The 18,745-nt window shown below is 55.8% G+C and carries 20 protein-coding genes and 2 riboswitches; of the genes, 14 read left to right on the top strand and 6 right to left on the bottom strand.

What is annotated here, in order from left to right; all coding sequences use genetic code 11:
• Nucleotides 1-28 precede the first annotated feature (28 nt).
• Nucleotides 29-130, top strand: a riboswitch (SAM-I-IV-variant riboswitch).
• Nucleotides 131-212: 82 nt separating this feature from the next.
• A riboswitch (SAM riboswitch) is annotated at nucleotides 213-281 on the top strand.
• A 4-nt stretch (nucleotides 282-285) separates the two neighbouring features.
• The 6 genes from metK (at nucleotide 286) to AAC622_RS04615 (ending at nucleotide 5,643) form a co-directional block, all read left to right on the top strand.
• Nucleotides 286-1,563 (top strand): methionine adenosyltransferase, encoded by a 1,278-nt coding sequence (gene metK, locus AAC622_RS04590; RefSeq protein ID WP_340260552.1) that lies wholly within the window; start codon nucleotides 286-288, stop codon nucleotides 1,561-1,563.
• 16 nt (nucleotides 1,564-1,579) lie between these two features.
• Entirely contained in the window at nucleotides 1,580-3,256 is a 1,677-nt protein-coding gene (locus tag AAC622_RS04595) for a DEAD/DEAH box helicase (RefSeq protein WP_340260554.1), read from the top strand.
• A gap of 79 nt (nucleotides 3,257-3,335) precedes the next feature.
• Complete coding sequence (locus AAC622_RS04600) at nucleotides 3,336-3,689, top strand: helix-turn-helix domain-containing protein (protein WP_340261435.1); 354 nt, start codon at nucleotides 3,336-3,338, stop codon at nucleotides 3,687-3,689.
• A 9-nt stretch (nucleotides 3,690-3,698) separates the two neighbouring features.
• Nucleotides 3,699-4,712, top strand: coding sequence for a hypothetical protein (locus tag AAC622_RS04605; protein ID WP_340260556.1), 1,014 nt, complete (start codon nucleotides 3,699-3,701; stop codon nucleotides 4,710-4,712).
• Nucleotides 4,706-5,293: a hypothetical protein gene (locus tag AAC622_RS04610; RefSeq protein WP_340260557.1), complete on the top strand. Its 588-nt coding sequence runs from the start codon at nucleotides 4,706-4,708 to the stop codon at nucleotides 5,291-5,293. Before AAC622_RS04605 ends, AAC622_RS04610 begins: the two co-directional genes overlap by 7 nt.
• Nucleotides 5,294-5,301: 8 nt before the next feature.
• The gene (locus AAC622_RS04615; RefSeq protein ID WP_340260558.1) at nucleotides 5,302-5,643 is read left to right on the top strand and encodes a hypothetical protein; all 342 of its coding nucleotides are present in this window, start codon (nucleotides 5,302-5,304) and stop codon (nucleotides 5,641-5,643) included.
• A gap of 133 nt (nucleotides 5,644-5,776) precedes the next feature.
• Here AAC622_RS04615 and AAC622_RS04620 read toward each other — a convergent pair whose 3' ends face one another.
• On the bottom strand, nucleotides 5,777-6,109 hold the full coding sequence (locus AAC622_RS04620) for a hypothetical protein (RefSeq protein ID WP_340251020.1): 333 nt from the start codon (nucleotides 6,107-6,109) through the stop codon (nucleotides 5,777-5,779).
• A 75-nt stretch (nucleotides 6,110-6,184) separates the two neighbouring features.
• On the opposite strand from AAC622_RS04620, the gene AAC622_RS04625 reads away from it, so the two are divergent.
• Nucleotides 6,185-6,991 carry an SDR family oxidoreductase gene (locus AAC622_RS04625; protein WP_340260559.1) on the top strand — a complete coding sequence of 269 codons (807 nt, stop codon included), beginning with the start codon at nucleotides 6,185-6,187 and terminating at the stop codon, nucleotides 6,989-6,991.
• A 5-nt stretch (nucleotides 6,992-6,996) separates the two neighbouring features.
• Here AAC622_RS04625 and AAC622_RS04630 read toward each other — a convergent pair whose 3' ends face one another.
• Entirely contained in the window at nucleotides 6,997-8,514 is a 1,518-nt protein-coding gene (locus AAC622_RS04630) for a UxaA family hydrolase (RefSeq protein ID WP_340260560.1), read from the bottom strand.
• 95 nt (nucleotides 8,515-8,609) lie between these two features.
• Here AAC622_RS04630 and AAC622_RS04635 point away from each other — a divergent pair, with 95 nt between their 5' ends.
• From AAC622_RS04635 to AAC622_RS04645, 3 genes are read left to right on the top strand one after another with little or no spacing between them, the layout of a single operon-like run.
• Nucleotides 8,610-9,338: a GntR family transcriptional regulator gene (locus AAC622_RS04635; RefSeq protein ID WP_340260562.1), complete on the top strand. Its 729-nt coding sequence runs from the start codon at nucleotides 8,610-8,612 to the stop codon at nucleotides 9,336-9,338.
• 10 nt (nucleotides 9,339-9,348) lie between these two features.
• Complete coding sequence (locus AAC622_RS04640) at nucleotides 9,349-10,341, top strand: sugar phosphate isomerase/epimerase family protein (protein WP_340260563.1); 993 nt, start codon at nucleotides 9,349-9,351, stop codon at nucleotides 10,339-10,341.
• A complete protein-coding gene (locus AAC622_RS04645) occupies nucleotides 10,331-11,227 on the top strand; it encodes a PfkB family carbohydrate kinase (protein WP_340260565.1) in 897 nt (298 codons plus the stop codon). Before AAC622_RS04640 ends, AAC622_RS04645 begins: the two co-directional genes overlap by 11 nt.
• On the opposite strand, the gene AAC622_RS04650 is transcribed toward AAC622_RS04645, so the two are convergent.
• Nucleotides 11,222-12,061 carry an amidohydrolase family protein gene (locus AAC622_RS04650; RefSeq protein ID WP_340251033.1) on the bottom strand — a complete coding sequence of 280 codons (840 nt, stop codon included), beginning with the start codon at nucleotides 12,059-12,061 and terminating at the stop codon, nucleotides 11,222-11,224. The two genes, AAC622_RS04645 and AAC622_RS04650, sit on opposite strands and share 6 nt — an antisense overlap.
• Nucleotides 12,062-12,083: 22 nt before the next feature.
• Entirely contained in the window at nucleotides 12,084-13,109 is a 1,026-nt protein-coding gene (locus AAC622_RS04655) for an aldo/keto reductase (RefSeq protein WP_340260566.1), read from the bottom strand.
• A gap of 106 nt (nucleotides 13,110-13,215) precedes the next feature.
• On the opposite strand from AAC622_RS04655, the gene AAC622_RS04660 reads away from it, so the two are divergent.
• The 4 genes from AAC622_RS04660 to AAC622_RS04675 are packed head-to-tail and all read left to right on the top strand — an operon-like array spanning nucleotide 13,216 to nucleotide 17,359.
• Complete coding sequence (locus AAC622_RS04660; RefSeq protein WP_340260567.1) at nucleotides 13,216-14,019, top strand: BtpA/SgcQ family protein; 804 nt, start codon at nucleotides 13,216-13,218, stop codon at nucleotides 14,017-14,019.
• The gene (locus tag AAC622_RS04665; RefSeq protein ID WP_340260569.1) at nucleotides 14,016-15,107 is read left to right on the top strand and encodes a M42 family metallopeptidase; all 1,092 of its coding nucleotides are present in this window, start codon (nucleotides 14,016-14,018) and stop codon (nucleotides 15,105-15,107) included. The genes AAC622_RS04660 and AAC622_RS04665 overlap by 4 nt, the downstream gene beginning before the upstream one ends.
• Before the next feature lie 15 nt (nucleotides 15,108-15,122).
• Nucleotides 15,123-16,619, top strand: coding sequence for an FGGY-family carbohydrate kinase (locus AAC622_RS04670; protein ID WP_340260570.1), 1,497 nt, complete (start codon nucleotides 15,123-15,125; stop codon nucleotides 16,617-16,619).
• Complete coding sequence (locus AAC622_RS04675) at nucleotides 16,619-17,359, top strand: creatininase family protein (RefSeq protein ID WP_340260571.1); 741 nt, start codon at nucleotides 16,619-16,621, stop codon at nucleotides 17,357-17,359. The genes AAC622_RS04670 and AAC622_RS04675 overlap by 1 nt, the downstream gene beginning before the upstream one ends.
• A gap of 13 nt (nucleotides 17,360-17,372) precedes the next feature.
• On the opposite strand, the gene AAC622_RS04680 is transcribed toward AAC622_RS04675, so the two are convergent.
• Together AAC622_RS04680 and AAC622_RS04685 are read right to left on the bottom strand one after the other, a co-directional pair.
• Nucleotides 17,373-17,828: an RbsD/FucU family protein gene (locus AAC622_RS04680; RefSeq protein WP_340260572.1), complete on the bottom strand. Its 456-nt coding sequence runs from the start codon at nucleotides 17,826-17,828 to the stop codon at nucleotides 17,373-17,375.
• Complete coding sequence (locus tag AAC622_RS04685; RefSeq protein ID WP_317654729.1) at nucleotides 17,828-18,745, bottom strand: carbohydrate ABC transporter permease; 918 nt, start codon at nucleotides 18,743-18,745, stop codon at nucleotides 17,828-17,830. Before AAC622_RS04685 ends, AAC622_RS04680 begins: the two co-directional genes overlap by 1 nt.

The following is an 18,745-nucleotide window of genomic DNA, read 5'->3' on the forward strand; positions in this document are numbered from 1 at the left end:
CGAGGCCGTCGGCTTTTGATATTATTACTAAATGCATCAAGAGCTGGGCTGACGCCCGCGCCAACCTGCCAAGACCGGCAAGGTGGTTTCCCGAGAGGGGATGCGGCCCTAGGCAACTAAAGGTCGTTAGCGTCGTCAGCCCTCCTCGGAAACGAAGGAGGGTTTTTTGTTTTCGACCTAACCAGATCAGGCCTCAAATCCTGACCAACCGTAACACACCCGGGCATTTGAACATCAGCTTGTGCGCCCTGCCAGATGGCTAAAGCACTAAAGAGAGGAAAGACCATGAACCAACTTTACCCATTTTCGTCTGAGAGCGTTTCTGCTGGGCACCCAGACAAAGTTTGTGACCAGATTTCAGACGCGATCCTAAGCGAGTGCCTCCTGCAGGATCCGGCATCACGTGTGGCTATCGAAGCCTCTATCAAAGACCACACACTTTTTCTCTTCGGAGAAATCACCTCGCGAGCGCGCATTAACGCCCCAGAAATCGCCAAAGATATCCTGGCTCGCATCGGATACGACGATCCTGCTTGGGGTTTGTCGATTGAACGCCTCCAAGTCATCGAGGCGATCTCTAGGCAGTCCGCCGAGATCGCATTCGGCGTCGATGGCGACGAAACCGGCGCAGGCGATCAAGGCATCATGTTTGGATATGCCTGTAACGAAACGCCAGAGCTTATGCCTCTTCCAATTACGCTCGCTCATCAGCTCATGCGCGCGCATCACAGTCTGCGGCGGTCTGAAGCGGGCTCGGGGCTGGGTCCTGACGCAAAAGCTCAGGTGACGGTGCTCTACGAAAACGGCCTGCCTCGAGAGGTCACGGACGTTGTCTTGTCAACGCAGCATCGCAGTAGTCTTGGTCTCCGTGCTTTGCGCGAACTGGTTATCGATGCCGTCATCAAGCCAACGCTGGGCGACCGTTGGCGACCAAATGTGCGGCTCCACATCAATCCCGCAGGGACGTTTCACATGGGAGGGCCTGCCGCTGATGCAGGTCTGACGGGGCGAAAGATCATTGTGGATACTTACGGCGGATCCGCTCGACATGGGGGCGGTGCGTTCTCGGGGAAAGACGCAACCAAAGTGGATCGGTCGGCAGCCTACGCCGCGCGCCAACTCGCCAAGGATGTGGTCAGCCGGGGCTGGGCGGACAGCTGTGAAGTACAGGTGGCCTATGCCATAGGTGAAGCAAGGCCTGTCAGTTTTGCGTTCTTGCCCACCGGTGATGCGAAAGGTCATGAAATTGCCAAACGATATCAGCTGGAAGGCATTGATTTGTATGGGCTCTTCGAACCAGCCCAGATCATCGAACGCCTGCAATTGCGCTTGCCAAGCTACCTTCGCACGGCTGCTTTTGGTCATTTTGGCCGCGATGATGTCAGTTGGGAAAAGCCGCTCGATCGATCGCAACAGGAGCGAGACCATGTCAGGGAGCTCGCCATCCGCGAACAGGTTGGCAGAACGGGTTTCGTATCAGGCTTGGCGCTGGACCAAGTGAAAGCGAAGCGTGCTGAAGACTACGCGGAGGCCCGCGCAGAGTTCATGGCAAGTCACATTTGAAGATAGGGAGAGAAAAATGTCCGATTTTGTGAAGTCTCTCGCTCAGTCTGCCGCTCAGATCGACAAGGTCGCTTCCGGCAGTCTTTATCCACATCAATCTGATGGGGTGGCCTTTTTGCTCTCGAAGCGCCGCGTCATCTTAGCAGATGACATGGGTCTTGGGAAAACCCGCCAAGCTATTGTTGCCATGGAAGTCGGCGCTCCTTCGGGGAAGATCCTCGTCGTGTGTCCAGCGTCGCTAAAATTGAACTGGAAACGAGAAATCCAGCTTGTTGACCCCGAGGCCTCAGTAGAGGTGCTTGGTGTTGATCGTGAAACACCTGATGACGCGCGTTGGATCGTTCTGAACTACGACATTCTCGGCAAGCATGCCGAGCGCCTGCATGGCGTAAACTGGTCAGGCGTGATCCTTGATGAAGCGCATTTCATCAGAAACGCCAGCCAGCGTACCAACCACTGCCTGAAATTGCTCGGTGTTCAGGCTGAAGCTCGAGCGCCAGTTCTTGGTCCAGACTTCGTATTCCTGTTGACTGGGACGCCGATGACGAACAGGCCGAAAGACCTGTTCAACTTGTTGCGCTGCGTTGGCCACCCTTCAGCAAGATCGTTTTTGTCTTATGCCAAGCGGTACTGTGACGCCTATCGCAACGATTATGGCTGGGTAACGACCGGTGCTTCGAATCTCGATGAGCTGAACCTATTGCTGAAGGAAGTCTCTATCCGACGGAAAAAAGAAGACGTGCTCGATCTACCGCCCAAGATCCGCAGCTGGGTGCCAGTGGATATATCGGGCAGCGCTGCAGCATTTAACGCAGTGGAATCGTTCGTCACCTGGTATTCGGGAACTGATCCTTCAAAGCCCAACGACACTGAGTTTTTGGCTCGCCTGACCAAGGTCAGAACTGCGTTGCACAAGGCGAAGCAAAAAGCCGTCGAAGAACGCATTCGGGACGTGGTGGCAAGCGGCGAGAAGGTGGTTGTTTTCACATGCTTCAGCGAAGGCATTGAACGCCACAAGGCTAAGCTAGGCGATACTGCGATCACGATCACCGGTGCTGATACAGCCGAAAAACGCATCGCCGCTGTTGACCGGTTCCAACAGGACGAAACCGTCAAAGTCGCACTGTGCAATATTATTGCAGGCGGCGTTGGCATCACACTGACTGCTGGCACACATGTGATCTTCCAAGATTTGGACTGGGTCCCTGCAAACCATGCTCAGGCAGAGGACCGCTGCTACCGCTTGGGACAAACCCGCCAGGTGACGGTTGAGTATTTCACAGCCGACGGCACTCTGGACGGCTATATAGCCACCCTGCTGGATCAGAAAATGAAGCTCATTGCAGCCGTGGAAGCTGAGGAACTTCCGGACACAAGCATCCTGCGTGAAATCCAAGACGGCCTCCGCCGCCTCGCCCCTGCATTGATGGAGGAGGCCCGAGCAGCGCGTGCCACTGGCGATGTGGCGCAACGGATTGAGAAACTGGCAGCGGCCCAACCGCGTGCCACTGCTGACACCAGTCCGCTTGGGGAAACAGGGCAGTGGGAGTTTACCAGTTCGAGAGACCCATCTGCGCGCTACCTCGTGACCTTCGGTCGAGCCGGACATTTGGAATGCACCTGTCAGGGGTTCGCCTATCGTGGCAACTGCAAACATGTGCGAGAAGTTCGCGGGAAGATTTTCGACGAATAGGCTCTCTATTCTATGGCCGGCAGTCAACGCTGTCCGGCTAACTATTGACATGTCGTGTAGTAGTTACTACACACTACACATGAAGAGTTTTGGATCATATGTGCGAACACGCAGGGAGGCGCTGAACGCCGAGGACAAATCTATGTCCCTGCGTCAGGTGGCATTGAGGATCGGTGTGGAGCCGGCCTTCTTGAGCAAGATTGAGCGCGACGTGGCGCCGCCGCCATCAGAGGCAAAGATAGTGGCACTTGCAGAAGCCCTTGGTGAGGATCCTGACTTACTCTTGGCGATGGCAGGGAAGGTCTCCAGCGACCTTCAGGCCATTATCCGAAAGCGCCCGCAACTGATCGGGGAGCTCCTTCGGCAGCTGAAGACGCAGCCTGATCACGCAATTCTGAGCATCGTTCGGCAGGTCACGGACGGCGACTGGTAGGAGGTCGACATGATTACACTTCAACATGAACAGTTGGTATTTCGTTTTCCGCATGTTGATGATGATGCGGGCATCCGCATCGATTTCCAACGGACGCTTCGCCTGCCAGACGACGGCCACGACTATCACCTGCCGCCGGGGCTGGGGCGCTTTCCGCTCCGTCACATCGAAGATTTTGATCTCGGCTCGAGCAATCGCCGCAAAGCGCGCGGCGGTGTCATCATGCCGATGTTTCAGACGGATGCACTTTGGCTGAACTTCAGCAGCCTTGGCTATGGGCGGCCCGCGCTACCAGTCGCGCTGAAGATTGGCGCCGGAAAAATCAACGCTGTCTCCGGTGAAAAATGGGCGGATGGCCTGAGTCAAGATCCACAGAATTACGTCGTCCTTCCCGAACAACCCTGGCTCGATGGGTTCAATGTGGAGAAAGGTAAGGTTCGGCAGTTCGTCGCTATGCCCTTGGGCAAGGGCTATACTGTCGAAGAACAGATTGATCCTGAGAGCGATGTCGGCGGCATCCAGATTGAGGCTATCCCGATGAAGAAGGAGGTCTACGAAGAACTCAAGGCAAAGCGCGAGGAAGTGTCCTCAATTCGGTTTGGCGTCAACATGATGATGGCCTGTGAGGCGCCTGCCTCTATGGAAATGGGGCTCGGCATGGGCGGCTCAATGCGCCAAGAAATCTATGATGATGAGTATGGTTTGGATGCTTGGGACCTGGCAAATAGCCAGCGCTGTTTCATCATGCTCGCGAATGCTGAGCAGTGGATGTCTATTACTGGCGAAGAGCCGCCGCTCTCACCGATTTCGGCAGAAGCTTACAGCAAGGCTGGCCTGCCTTGGTTCGACTACTATGACGGCGATCGCCAGGCTATCGAGGGAGCAAAGGCCCTCGGGAACATAAAATCGGTAAAGGCGATCGCAGAAGCCAAGCGCGAAGACGCTTGGCCAGAAGAAAAATCGAAACTCGATTACTTGGTGAAGAAAATCAAAGGCATGAAGGTTTCGGACGGTTCATGGTGAACGGGGGCTCGGAGCTTACCAGGGCTACCGGTGAAATCTACTATCTGCCTGGCATGGGCGGTCGGCTTGATGCAGGTCTTGGCGAAGAATTATTGCGGCGCGGATTTGCGCTTAGTGGTCGGGAGACTATCGGGGCCTTCAAGAAACTACGCTTCGGCGAACAGGTCGATGCGGTCAAACAGGACTTGGTCGAGGGGTTCTGGAGGCCAGAGGCGCGGGTCATAGCAAACTCATTCGGGGGCTATCTGTTCCTTCATGCGCAGCTTGTGCTGGAGCCGTTTCCAGGCCGGGTGCTTCTCCTTTCCCCTGTGATTGGTGCCACCGCGCAAGGCGCAACTGGCATGAGGTTTTATCCTCCTAGGGCGGATGCGCTGATGCAGACGGCCCAAGCCGGTGGATTTCCTAAGCCTGACAACATTGAGGTGCATGTCGGAGAGGAAGACTGGCAAGCAGGACCGCAGGCTCTTGTAGAATTTTGCAACGCTGTCAGGATTAAAGTGCATTTGGTTCCAGGTCGAGGTCACATGCTTGGGTCTGACTATGTGGGCTCCTTGCTTGAAAGTTGGCTAAATAGTGGGTGACCAATAAGATGGCAAAATCATCCAAGAAGAAGACCCGCGACGAACAGGCTCGGAAAATTGCCGTGCAGTTGGTCAAAGCTCGAAAGCAATTGTTGGAATTGAGACGAAAGCTCTTAGAGACGGGGGCCATTGATGAAGACCGGCGTCGGCAAGCTATCGATCTGATCGCTAAAATAAATAACTATAAACAGCAGCTTATAGAAATGGGTCTAGATCCAAAAGAAGCTGCCAAGTGGGCTATGGAGCAAAATAAAACCAACCGCAAAGGTAAGCGTTCGTCTGTTAAACGCCCACGGGGAAGTGGTATCGGTATGTACGGTTTGGGCAACTCGGTGAAAATTTGGAGGTAAAATCGCGCCGAAAAATTCTCGTTCGCAACTGATACTTGGCGCTACGTCGCTCTTCGTTCTCTTTGGAATTTGAGCGAGAGAGAGTTGGGTGCCAGGTTGGCTCCCTCCGCCACCCCACCCTTTGATGAGCTGCTTACATCGGATCAAACTGATCGGCGGCAAAGACCGTGTGAATGACATGGCCGTCAAACATCTCGAACAGCCGCTTTGATACTTCTTTACTTTGCCATCTTGTGGGGGAATTCAGCGCCTCTTCGATGTCATCGCGGGTTTTGAATTTCATGGCCATCACAAGCGGGAAGGGGCTGTCGGGGTCATCGCTTTCCACTTCGCGCATCACGCGCAACTCTTGCAGATTGGGAAAGGCTGACCAAAGCGGCACAAGATTTTCGCACCAATGGCTGTGGAAGTCTGCCTCCATGCCATCCTTGATTTTACCCTTAAAAAAGGCGCATCTTACAAACATCTGTCCCGCTCCATTCTATGTGTTGCAGCGATAGGATTGCCGAAAGCCTGCGCACAAGCAAGGGGAATGGGATGGATGTTCGCCCCTGTGAAACATGGGGGTCATGTAAGCGAGAAACGGGGGCGGGTCATGGATTTTGGACTAAAGGGGAAACCCTGCATCGTGACAGGCGGGGCATCGGGGATTGGCGAGGCGATTGTGCAGGATCTTGTGGCCGAAGGGGCCAAGGTCATCGTGATCGACAAAAACCCCTGCAAGGTGGCGCAGATTGCGACATCCGTCACCCTTGATTTGACCGATGATGCGGCTTGTGCTGCGGCATTGAGCGATATTCGCGCTGAATTTGGGACGATTTACGGGCTTGTGAATAATGCAGGCCTCAATGATGGCGTGGGGCTAGATGCGGGGCCTGACGCGTTTCGGGCCTCTCTCAATCTCAACCTCGTGCAATATTACACCTTGATGCATCACCTGCATCATGACCTGCGCGCAAGCCGTGGTGCGGTGGTCAATGTGGCCTCAAAAACCGCTGTGACAGGGCAGGGCGGCACATCGGCCTATGTGGCCGCAAAGGCGGGCGTCTTGGGTTTGACGCGGGAATGGGCGGCGGAGCTGGCCTCGGAGGGTGTCCGCGTGAATGCCGTTTTGCCCGCCGAGGTTATGACGCCTATGTATCAAAACTGGCTGTCGACCTTGCCTGATCCAGATGGGATGCGCGGCAAGATCGAGGCCGCGATTCCCCTGTCGCGCCGGATGACCGAAAGCGCGGAAATCGCGGCAATGGTGGTGTTTTTGCTCTCTGCGCGGTCGAGCCATACCACGGGGCAATGGATGTTCGTGGATGGCGGATATGTGCATCTGGATCGCAAGCTGACGCTCTGATCCAACTACATCACTGCCCCCACTTGCCACGGCACGAATTCGACCCCACCAAAGCCCAATTCCTCGCTTTTCGTGGTGCCGCCCGAGGCCACGCGTAGGATTTCGCGGTAAATCTCTTGCCCCTTATCTGCAAGGCTGATGTTGCCGCTAATGATGTCACCGCAATTGATATCCATATCGTCCCCCATGCGGGCATAAAGATCATCATTGGTCGAAAGCTTGATACAAGGTGTGGGCATATAACCCGACACAGACCCACGGCCCGTGGTGAATGTGATGATATTGGCGCCTGAGGCAATCTGCCCTGTGACCGAGCATGGGTCATATCCAGGACTGTCCATATAGACAAAGCCCTGCGCGGTCAGGGTTTCAGCAAATTCATAAACCCCCGCCAAAGGGGCAGTTCCACTTTTGGCCACCGCGCCCAAAGATTTTTCAAGAATTGTGGTCAGCCCGCCGCGTTTGTTGCCTGGGGATGGGTTATTGTCCATCTCGCCGCCATTTCGGGCGGTATAATCTTCCCACCACTGAATGCGCGAAATCAGTTTTTCACCAATTTCGGGCGATATCGCGCGGCGGGTCAAAAGATGCTCTGCCCCATAGATTTCTGGGGTTTCAGACAGGATTGTGGTGCCGCCCTGACGCACGATTAAATCAGACGCATACCCCATGGCAGGGTTGGCGGTGATGCCAGAATAGCCGTCCGAGCCCCCACATTGCATGCCTACCAACAATTTTGAGGCCGGCGCAGGGGCGCGTGTCGCACGATTGGCCACGGCTGCAATCTCGCGCAGCATGCTGAGACCCCGTTCAATTGTGCGCTTTGTGCCGCCTGTCTGCTGAATGGTCATATAGCGGAAACTCTCGCCATCGCGCAGACGGGCGGGGCCGATCAGGTCAGGCACCTGCATCACCTCGCAGCCCAGACCGACCAACAGGATCGCCCCGAAATTTGGGTTTTTCGAATATCCTGCCAAGGTTCGGAAAAGCATCTGATACCCTTCGCCCAAGCTAGACATCCCGCAGCCAGAACTGTGCACAATCGGGACAATCCCATCGACATTTGGGAAATCCTTCAAGAGCCCCGATTTTTCAGCAGCCTCCGCGATGAAACGGGCCACACTACCTGCGCAGTTCACGGATGTCAGAATGCCAATATAGTTGCGCGTGCCGACCTGCCCATCAGGCCTATGATAGCCCATAAAGCTGTCGCTTTCATCCGCCGCAGGAAGGGGGGTGTTCTGCGTGGCAAATTCATAGCCGCGTTTGTGATCGCCAAAAGACAGGTTGTGGCTATGCACATGCGCGCCTGCGGCAATATCTTCGGTCGCATAGCCGATAATTTGACCATAGCGGATCACCGCCGCGCCCTTGGCAATGGGGCGCAATGCAAATTTATGTCCTTTTGGAATGTCGGATTGCGCAAGCGTTTCAAAAGATGATAGAGCCGCGCCTGATCGGATATCGACCAAGGCAATTCCGACCGTATCATCTGCGTTCAGGATCAAAATATCTTGGGTCATCGCTGGCATCATTCATTCAAAGTGAGAGTTTACGATCTTGAAATTTCCACGGCAATCATACTAACATGCTAGAATTATCGAGATTGAGCGACATGATGCAAGAGAATTCACCATCAGACCCCGCGCAAGGCAGCGAATTTAGGCTGCGGTCTTTGGATGCCTATGAAGGGAATTTGGCACGGCGCACCTACGCCGCCCTGCGTGAGGCAATTTTGACCTTGCGCTACAAACCGGGCGAGGCGCTGCGCAAGCAGGATATTTGTGCAACGCTTGGCGTGTCGCGGTCCCCTGTGGCAGAGGCGATAACACGCCTCTCCAACGAGGGTTTGGTGGATGTGGTGCCGCAATCTGGCACATTTGTCGCGCGCTTCTCGATGAAAGAAATTTGCGAAGGTGCGTTTCTGCGGGAAAGTATCGAACTGGCCTGCGCCGAGCTTTTGGCCGAGATTATCACAGACGAGCAGATCACCGAATTGCGCCGCAATTTGCGCCTTCAAAAGGTGATGGTTGAGGAGGGCGATTTTGCCGAATTTTATCGGCTAGATGGCGAAATGCACGATCTCATCATCGGCTTTACAGGGTTCAAGCAATTATCGACCATTGCCAAAACGGGATGGCTTCATGTGGATCGCGCACGGCAGTTGATCTTGCCCATGCCAGGGCGCGTGGCCGAGACATTGCAAGAGCATTACGATTTGGTCGATGCGATTGCCGCGCGTGATCCGCAAGCGGCGCGAAAAGCGATGCGCGCCCATTTGGGCCAGTTGATGAAATCTTTGATCCCGCTTGAGAAGACCCATCCAGAATTATTCGACCCCAGTTGAAAGTCAGTAAATGTCCTATCCTGCGAATAAACCCCGCTATGCCGCGCGTCTGAATGCATTCAAACCACTGGCCGAGGGGCGGGGTATTGCGGGCATGATTGCCGCCGCCGCCCGTGTTGAGGGGATGGATGCGGCGGATTTGAACTATCCTGATCATTTCGAAGGGCGTCCTGCGCGCGAGATTGGCGATATGTTGCGCGATAATGGCTTGGGGTTAAACGGGCTTGCGATGCGCTATTACTCTGACCCTGCCTTTGCCATAGGGGCCTTTACCAACCCAGATCCCGCAACACGGCGCAAGGCGATTGATCTGACCAAACAGGGTCTAGATGCTTTGGCGGAAATGGGTGGGGGCGTGATGACCCTTTGGATGGGCCAAGACGGGTTTGATTACGCCCTTCAGGCCGATTACGCGCGTCTTTGGGGCTATACGCTTGATGCTTTGGCCGAAGTCAGCGCCCATAACCGCGATCTGCAAATTGCAATCGAATATAAACCCAATGAGCCCCGCGCCTTTGCGCTGATGCCCGACATGGCCACAACATTATTGGCCATTCGTGATGTCGGGGCCGAAAATTTGGGCGTCACTGTGGATTTTGCCCATGTGCTTTATGCAAATGAGATGCCCGCCCATGTGGCCTATCTGGCGCAGCGCCATGCCAAGATTTTGGGGGTTCACCTGAATGATGGCTATGGCAAGCGCGATGATGGCTTGATGGCGGGCACGGTGCATCCTGTGGCGACAGTCGAGTTATTCGTGCAATTGCACCGCATGGGCTATGATGGTGTCATTTATTTCGACACATTTCCCGACCATTCGGGCCTGAACCCGATTGAAGAGGGGCGCACAAATATCCTGATTATCGAGCGGTTGCGCGCCATTGCCGCAGAACTCGCCGAAAGTTCAGAGCTGTCTGATCTGTTGCAAAAGCAAAACGCGGCCCTCACCCAGCGATTGATCGCCGAGCGGCTTTATGGCGGGGTGATCCCTGATGGGCGCTGATATCCTTGTGATGGGGGCGCTGCATCTTGATGTGATTGTCAACGCCCCCGCTTTGCCCGCCCCAGACGAGACGATGATGGGCCAAGATGTGGCCTATCGTTTTGGTGGCAAAGGCGGCAATCAGGCGGTTTCTGCCGCCCGCATGGGGGGCAAGGTTGCCATGATTGGCGTGGTTGGCACGGATGATTTTGCGCAGCCTTTGCGCGCTGAACTGGCGCGCGCAGATGTCGATAGGTCCATGCTTGCCACGTGTGATGGGGCCTCAGGCATGAGCGTGGCCATCGTGCAAAATGATGGCAGCTATGGCGCCGTGGTCGTTTCGGGCGTGAACCGCCAAATCAACGCGCAGCAGGCAAAACTTGACCCACCCCCCAAAGTGGTCGTGCTGCAAAATGAAATCCCTGTTGCGGAAAATCACGCGCTCTTGGTGCGTTTGCCGCAGGATGTCATCGTTATCTGGAATGCGGCCCCCGCTTTGGCGCGTGACGCGGTGATGATTGAGCGGGCTGATATTTTGGTGGTTAATCGCCTAGAGGCCGCAATGCAGGCAGGGCTGCCGCATGATCTGCCCGATCCTGGGGCGGCCTTAGCGCAGCTTGCGCGCGAAGGGCGTGCGGTGATCATTACACTGGGCGCGGATGGCTATATCGCGCAAGCGCGGGACGGCACTCGCTTTGAGGCCAAGGCGCATCGCGTGCCCGTCATCTCCACCCATGGGGCGGGGGATGCTTTCGTGGGGGCGCTTGCCGCTGAGATTGCGCGCGGTGCCGATTTAGCGGCGGCTGCGGCCTTTGCCCAAGGGGCGGCGGCCCTTCATGTCTCAACCCCGCTTGAGGGACGCGCCAATATTACCTCTGCGCAACTGCGCCATGCCTTTGGCCTATAGCGCCAAGCGATAGGCCTCGGCCGCCGTGCCGCCAAAGACCCGTGCCCGTTCTTCGGCGGTTAGAGTATGGGTCAGCTCCTCCGCCGCATGGCGCCATGCGTCATATTCCGCCCGCAGACGGCAGACGGGCCAATCTGACCCCCACATGATGCGCTCAGCGCCGAAACAGGCAAAGACATGATCCGCATAGGGGCGGAGATCTTCGACTGTCCAACCTTCATTTGCCTCGGTCACAAGGGCCGAAAATTTCAAATAGGCCTTGGTGTCACGCGCCAAAGCGGCCATGCCATCGGCCCAAACCTGAAACGTCTCGGCGCTATGCGCGTGGATTTGCGGCTTCATGCAGTGATCAATCACGCAGCGCATCTCGCTGTGGCGGGTCAAGATGGTGTGGAAATTCGCCAAATGTCGCGGAAATCCAAGCGCGTCAAAGCACAGATCATGCTTGGCGATGGCCTGATAGGCCCATGCGATATCTGCGCGCAGCATCCAGTTATCGTCTTCAATATCTTGGATCATGGGGCGCACGCCCACGAATTTAGGATGCTTTGCAAATCGCGCTAAGACCGCCTCATCGTCTGGATTTTCAAAATCAATCCACCCCACAACGCCTGCAACAAAAGGCGTGGCATCGGCAAGGCCCAACATATAGGCGCTTTCCTCCACTGTTGGGGCGGCCTGCACCAAAACGGTTTTATCGATGCCATGACGCGCCAGATGCGGGCGTAAATCATCCGGGCCATAGGGGCGATAGAGCGTGGCATTTGAGGGATCCATCCATCCATAATCGCCACGGGCAGGGTTCCAGAAATGTTGGTGGGCATCAATTTGCATCGTTTGTCTCCCCGTTGCGAATTTAGGCGGTTGGTGCGTCTTGGCGCATCAATCCTGCGGATTTGAGATCAGACCAAAGGGCGGGCGGGATTTGCGCCTGTGCCGCGCGCAGATTGCTGGCCATTTCTGCAGGGCTTTGCCCTCCTGGGATCACCGAGATCACCGATGGATGCATCAGCGGAAACCGAAAGGCGGCATCGACAAGGCGCACATCATGCGCGGCACAAACCGCCTCAATGGCCGCGACCTTGTCCAAGATGTGTCGCGGGGCAGGGTCATAGTTGAAATACGCCCCCTCGCGCGCACCTGTCGCCAAAATGCCCGAATTATAGGGGCCGCCAATGACAATCCCAATTCCACGCGCAGCGCAGAGGGGGAGAAAGGTTTCAAGCGCCTCTTGCTCAAGCAGCGTGTAGCGGCCCGCAAGAAGGAAGATATCGAAATCGCCACGCTCGGCCAGCCATTGTGACGCTTGCCATTCATTCAGACCCGCACCAAATGCCGTGATCACCCCTTGATCACGCAATGCGGTCAGCGCGGCCAAGCCCCCCCCCATGAATGCGGCGCGCTTTTCCTCAAGCACGGCATCGGTCTTGTGGGTGAAGAGGTCAAGATCATGCACATAAAGCACATCAATGCGGTCTATTCCCAAGCGCTCAAGCGAGGCCTGAAAAGAGCGCATCACACCATCATAGCTATAATCGAACACCTCGCGCCGCGCGGGCACATCAAACCATTTCCCGAACCCATCCCGCGCCTCTGGCGCTGTGACCTGCATCAGCCGCCCAACCTTGGTCGAGATCACATAGTCTTTGCGCGGTTTACCCCGCAGAAAATGGTTGATCCGCGTCTCAGAGAGGCCAAGCCCATAAAGCGGTGCAGTATCGAAATACCGCAACCCTGCATCCCACGCATCTTGCAGGGTGTTTTGCGCATCCTCCTCAGAGATCGCGCGATAGAGATTGCCCAAAGGGGCCGCGCCAAACCCGAGCTCGCTCAGCCTCAGCCTGCCATTTCCAAGGCGATCCCAATTGCGAAATTTGATCATTCTGCTCCCTCCAAGGTTTAACTGACATGCTAGTATGTTTTGCCTTGGATGCAAGATAGTTTCACGTTAGGCTATGTCTCGCGCAGGTCGCGCATGGGAGAGTGTCGTGCAGAAATTCAAAGCTATTTTTGGGGATAAGAAACCTGTCATCGCCATGGTTCATTTCGGCGCCCTGCCAGGTGCGCCGCTCTATGATGCAGAGGCAGGTATTGAGGGGTTGATTGCAGGCTGCAGGAAAGATTTGCACGCCTTGCAGGCCGCAGGCGTTGATGCGGTGATGTTTGGAAATGAGAATGATCGCCCCTATGAATTGAATGTGGATACTGCCTCGACTGCGACCATGGCCTATGTCATCGGTCGGCTGCGCGATGAGATCACTGTACCCTTTGGCGTGAATGTTTTGTGGGATCCCAAAGCAAGCCTTGCTTTGGCGGCGGCAACGGGCGCGAGTTTTGTGCGTGAGATTTTCACGGGCACCTATGCCTCGGATATGGGGGTTTGGGCGCCTGATGCGGGTGCGGCCTATCGCTATGGCGCGCGTGTCGGCGCGGGCGATGTTGCAAAGTTTTTCAACATTAGTGCCGAATTCGCCTATAGCCTTGATCAGCGCTCGGTCGCGGATCGTGCGCGCAGCGCCGTGTTCTCGTCCATCCCTGATGCGGTTCTAGTCTCAGGCACCATCACGGGTGAGGCCGCGAAAATGGAGGATCTCGAAAGCGTCAAAGCGGCTGTGCCCGATGCGCCCGTTTTGGCGAATACAGGCGTTAAGCATGAAACTGTGGCCGATGTTATGCGGGTCTCGGATGGCTGTATTATTGGATCGGCGCTCAAGGTGGATGGGCACACATGGAACGCGGTTGATCCTGATCGGGTCAAGGATTTCATGGATCGGGTGCGAGCAATCAGATGAGCGAGCAATTAAAAAAAGATCTTATTGATCTGATGCAGATCGTGGGCCTGTCAGGCCATGAGGATCGGGTGCGCCGCGCGATTGCGGCGCGTTTGTCGCAAATGGGTATTGCGCATGAAACCGACAGGCTCGGCAATCTCATGGCGCGGTTTTCAGGCGATCCTGATGCGCCGTCCGTGATGGTTTTTGCGCATATGGATCAGCTTGGGTTCTTTGTGCGTAAAATCGAACAAGATGGCAGCATCAGGGTTGAACGCATGGGCGGCGTGCCCGAGCGTGCGCAAGCCTCGCAGGCGGTGCGGCTCTGTATCGGGGAGGGGCGTGATATTGATGCTGTGATTGCCAATAAATCGCATCACGCAACCACCCCTGACGAGAAATATCAGGTTTTGACCACGCCGCAGATCCGCATTGATGCAGGCTTTACAGCCAAGGCAGAGGCAGAGGCCGCAGGGGTGCAAATCGGCACGCCCGTGGTCTATCGGCCCAATGTGATCGAATTGGCAAATGGCCGCATTGCGGGAACAGCCGTTGATGATCGCGCGGGCTGTGCCGTTCTTCTGGATTTGGCCGCGCGCCTTCAAGCGCGCAAATCAGGGCCGCCTGTTGCCATCGTCTTTTCGGTTCAAGAAGAATTCAATTTGCGGGGTGCAATGTCTGCTGCACAAATTTTGCAGCCTGATATTGCCATACAATTGGATCTGATGCTGGCCTGTGACACGCCCGACATGGCGGATCGGGGGGAGATGGTTTTGGGCGGTGGCCCCGGAATGTCGCTCTATTCCTTTCATGGTCGGGGCACCCTCAATGGTGTGATCCCGCACCCTAAGATGGTAGCCCTATTCGAAGGCGTTGCCAAAACGGCCAATCTGCCCCTGCAGCGCAGCGCGCAGGTCGGGGTTTTGACTGACCTTTCCTATATTCAGCAGATGGGGCAGGGTGTTGCCGCAATCGATTTGGGCTTTCCATGCCGCTACACCCATTCCAGTCTCGAGGTTTGCGCGCTCAGTGATTTGACTGATCTTGCGCAGCTTCTTGAAACAGGGCTTGCGCAAATTGGCCCAGATTTCAATCTCAACCGCGATTAATGGGGGGCTTGGGCTATGGCCGTGTTTCTTGGCGTAGACATTGGCACCTATGAGACAAAGGGTGTTTTGACCAATGAGGTCGGCCAGATTTTGGCGCAGGCCGCTGTCAGACATGAGATGATCGTGCCACGCGCGGGTTGGGCCGAGCATCGCGCAGAAGAAGATTGGTGGGGTGATTTCGTTGCGGTCACCAAGGCGCTGCTTGCCCAGTCTGGGGTTGATCCGCAGGAGATTGCTTGCATCGCCACCTCAGCCATCGGCCCCTGTATGCTGCCCGTGGATGCCGCAGGCACGCCCTTGATGAATGGCGTGCTTTATGGGGTGGATACCCGCGCCACCGCGCAAATTGACCGCCTTAATGCTGAGATTGGCGAAGATCAGATCTTGGCACGCTGCGGCAACGCGCTGACCTCGCAATCTGTGGGGCCAAAAATCCTATGGCTCAAAGAGACGCAGCCCGATCTTTATGCGGCCACAGCGAAAATTCTGACCTCAACCTCGTTTCTCGTGCATCGCCTGACGGGGGAATATGTCATTGACCATTACACGGCCGCAAATTTCAGCCCGCTTTACGATGTAACCACACAGGACTGGACGCAATCCTTAAGCGATCAGATCATCGAAACGGGGCGTTTGCCGCGCCTTTTATGGTCGAGTGAGATTGCAGGGCGGGTGACCAAACAGGCCGCAGCGCAGACGGGATTGGCCGTTGGCACCCCCGTCACGGCAGGAACAATTGATGCCGCCGCCGAGGCGCTGAGTGTCGGGGTGCAAGAGGCGGGTGACATGATGATGATGTATGGCTCTACCATCTTTATCATACAGCGCACCGCAGAAAGGGTGAGTGACGCACGGCTGTGGTATGCACCATGGCTTTGGCCCGACAGCCACGCCTCAATGGCGGGTCTTGCGACATCGGGCACGCTGACCCATTGGTTTCGCGACAGGTTTGCGCCTGACCTGCCAAAGGACACGGCCTTTGGTGCCTTGGCGCAGGAGGCGGCGGCCTCCCCCGTGGGGGCTAATGGCGTTTTGGTCTTGCCCTATTTTTCGGGCGAAAGGACGCCGATCCATGACCCGCTGGCCAAAGGGGCGATTTTTGGCCTGAACCTGACCCATAGCCGTGGCGACATCTATCGCGCCTTGATTGAGGGGATCGCGATGGGAACCGCCCATGTCATCGAAACCTATCGCGAGATTGGCCATGCACCTGAACGCTGTTTGGCGGTTGGGGGCGGCACGAAAAACCCGCTGTGGTTACAGGCAACCTCAGATTTTGGGAATATCCCGCAGATCGTCTGTGAAAAGACCATCGGCGCGTCATTTGGGGACGCATTCCTTGCCGCCTGCGCCATTGGGGCTGCGCGGCCTGAGGATATCAGCAAATGGAACCCTGCCACCCACGAAGTGGCGCCCAATCATAGTGCGGCGCATACCCGTCACTATAAGCTGTTTCGCCAATTATACGAGGACAGCCGCGGCGTGGCGCATAGCCTAGCTGGGGGGCAGTAATGCGGTTCGAGCGGATGTTGCCCCATCAAATTCGGCATGCGATTGCCGATAACACGCCTGTCGCCTTGGCGCTTGGGGTTATGGAATATCACGGCGAACATATGGCTGTTGGGATGGATCTCTTGGCGGTCACAGAGATCCTCACGCGTCTTGAGGCGGAGATGGATTTGGTGATCCTACCGCCCTTTGCCTATGGCGCGGCCAGTTATGCGGTAGCGGGGCCAGAGGGCACGGGCAGCATGGATATTGATGCATCCAAAATTTCGGCACTGGCCGAGGATATGTTTTTTGCGCTTTTGCGCATCGGGTTTCGCAATATTCACGGCATTATCCATCACCAATCGGAAAACTTCACCGCAGGTATGCCAACCGATCTGGCGTTCAAATTCGCGGCGCGGCGCGCCTTGTTTCGGTATCTGCAAGAGACGCGTGGCGAAGGGTGGTGGGGCGATAACGCCATGGCCGATTACTATGCCGAGCACGCCACGGGCAGCGACCCCTTCAACTGGATCAAAATTCACCCGCTCATGGGGCCCGAGGTGAAGGCGCATTATCCCTTTGATCATGCAGGGGCAGGGGAAACTGCCCTGATGATGGAGCTTGCCCCCGATGTGGTCGAGGCTGCACGCATGGCGCAGAACACAGCATGGTATACGTCCAGCGCGACCGAGGCGACACCAGAGCTTGGCGCGAAAGGGGTGTCCTTGATCATGGCTGAGATGCGCAAGCGCCTGAGCTAACACCCCGCGCGCGCTAAAGTGGTGCTAAATCCACCACACCTTTTTTCAGGATAAAGCAGCCGTAAGGCCCACTATCGGCGGTGCGAATGATACAAAAGGCCCGCTTTGCGGCCTCGTAGAAGGCAAATCGTTCCAAGGCCTCGACCAAGACAGGTGCGCCGATTGAGGCATCCAGAACCTTCTGCATCTTGCCGAAAATGGGCGCTACGCCTTCTGGGTCACCCACAACTTGCATCCGCCTAACGGGGGCAGGGACAAAGCTATCGAGCGGCATGAGGGACAGAATGGCGCGCGTTGCGGTCGGAATATCGCACCCCGCCATATCCAAAAGGCTGCCATAGGTCGTCTCTTTTGCGATTGTCACGGCGGGGTGATTGATGTCACACATCACCAGATCATCCCCATGCCCCATTTGCATCAGCGCATAGACGATTTCAGCGGAAAGACGCTGATCAATGCCCTTCAGCATTATTTCACCGCCCCCGCCGCCATGCCTTTGATGATATATCTCTCAAGGATGATGCCGATAATGATCAAGGGCACAATCGCCGCAAAGGACAGCGCCGCCATAGACCACCATGAAATGCCCTGTGAGCCCGTTTGTGAGGCCACCATCACAGGCAAGGTCTTTGCCGCAGATGAGGTCAGAAGTGCTGCAAAGAAATACTCGTTCCATGTCAGCACAAGCGACAAGATGAACGCGGCCACCATACCGGGCAGGGCGATTGGCATCACAATGGTGCTAAAGGCCCCCCAGATCGACAAACCATCCACCAAAGCTGCTTCTTCCAACTCGGTCGGGATTGAGCTGAACTGATCCCGCATGATCCAAATAACAATGGGCAGAACCGTCAGCGTATAAAGCAAAATCAACCCGATCCGCGTGTCAAGAAGATCAAGCGATTTATATAAAACCAAAAAGGGCAGGGCCAAAACCACAGGCGGCAGGATCAACTGGCTGAGAAAAAAGAATGAGATGTCCGAATTGCGCATGAAGCCAAATTTATAGCTAAACCGCGACAGTCCATATGCGGCGCAACTGCCCAAAACCACCGCAAAAAACGAAGCGGTGACAGAGACAACAGTCGAATTCCAAAATCGCTTGAGAAATTCTTCGCGCACAGTGGATTCATTTCCGATTGTATCAGGTGACAGGCCAAGCGACCGCCACCCCAACCAATTGGGCGTGAAATCTGCCCAAGGGATGATATTGCCCTGCATCACATCAGGCGCGGTCTTAAACGCTGTTGTGGCTGTCCAAAAAATTGGAAACAGGCACACAACGGCCCAAAGAATCAACACGCCATAGATCAGGCCGCGCGAGAGATACCAAACGGGGCGAAATTTGCGGTCAGTGTCACTGTCTTTGAAAATCTGCGCCGACAT

The sequence above is a fragment of the Roseobacter sp. HKCCA0882 genome, from assembly GCF_037805225.1.
Lineage (GTDB): Bacteria > Pseudomonadota > Alphaproteobacteria > Rhodobacterales > Rhodobacteraceae > M30B80.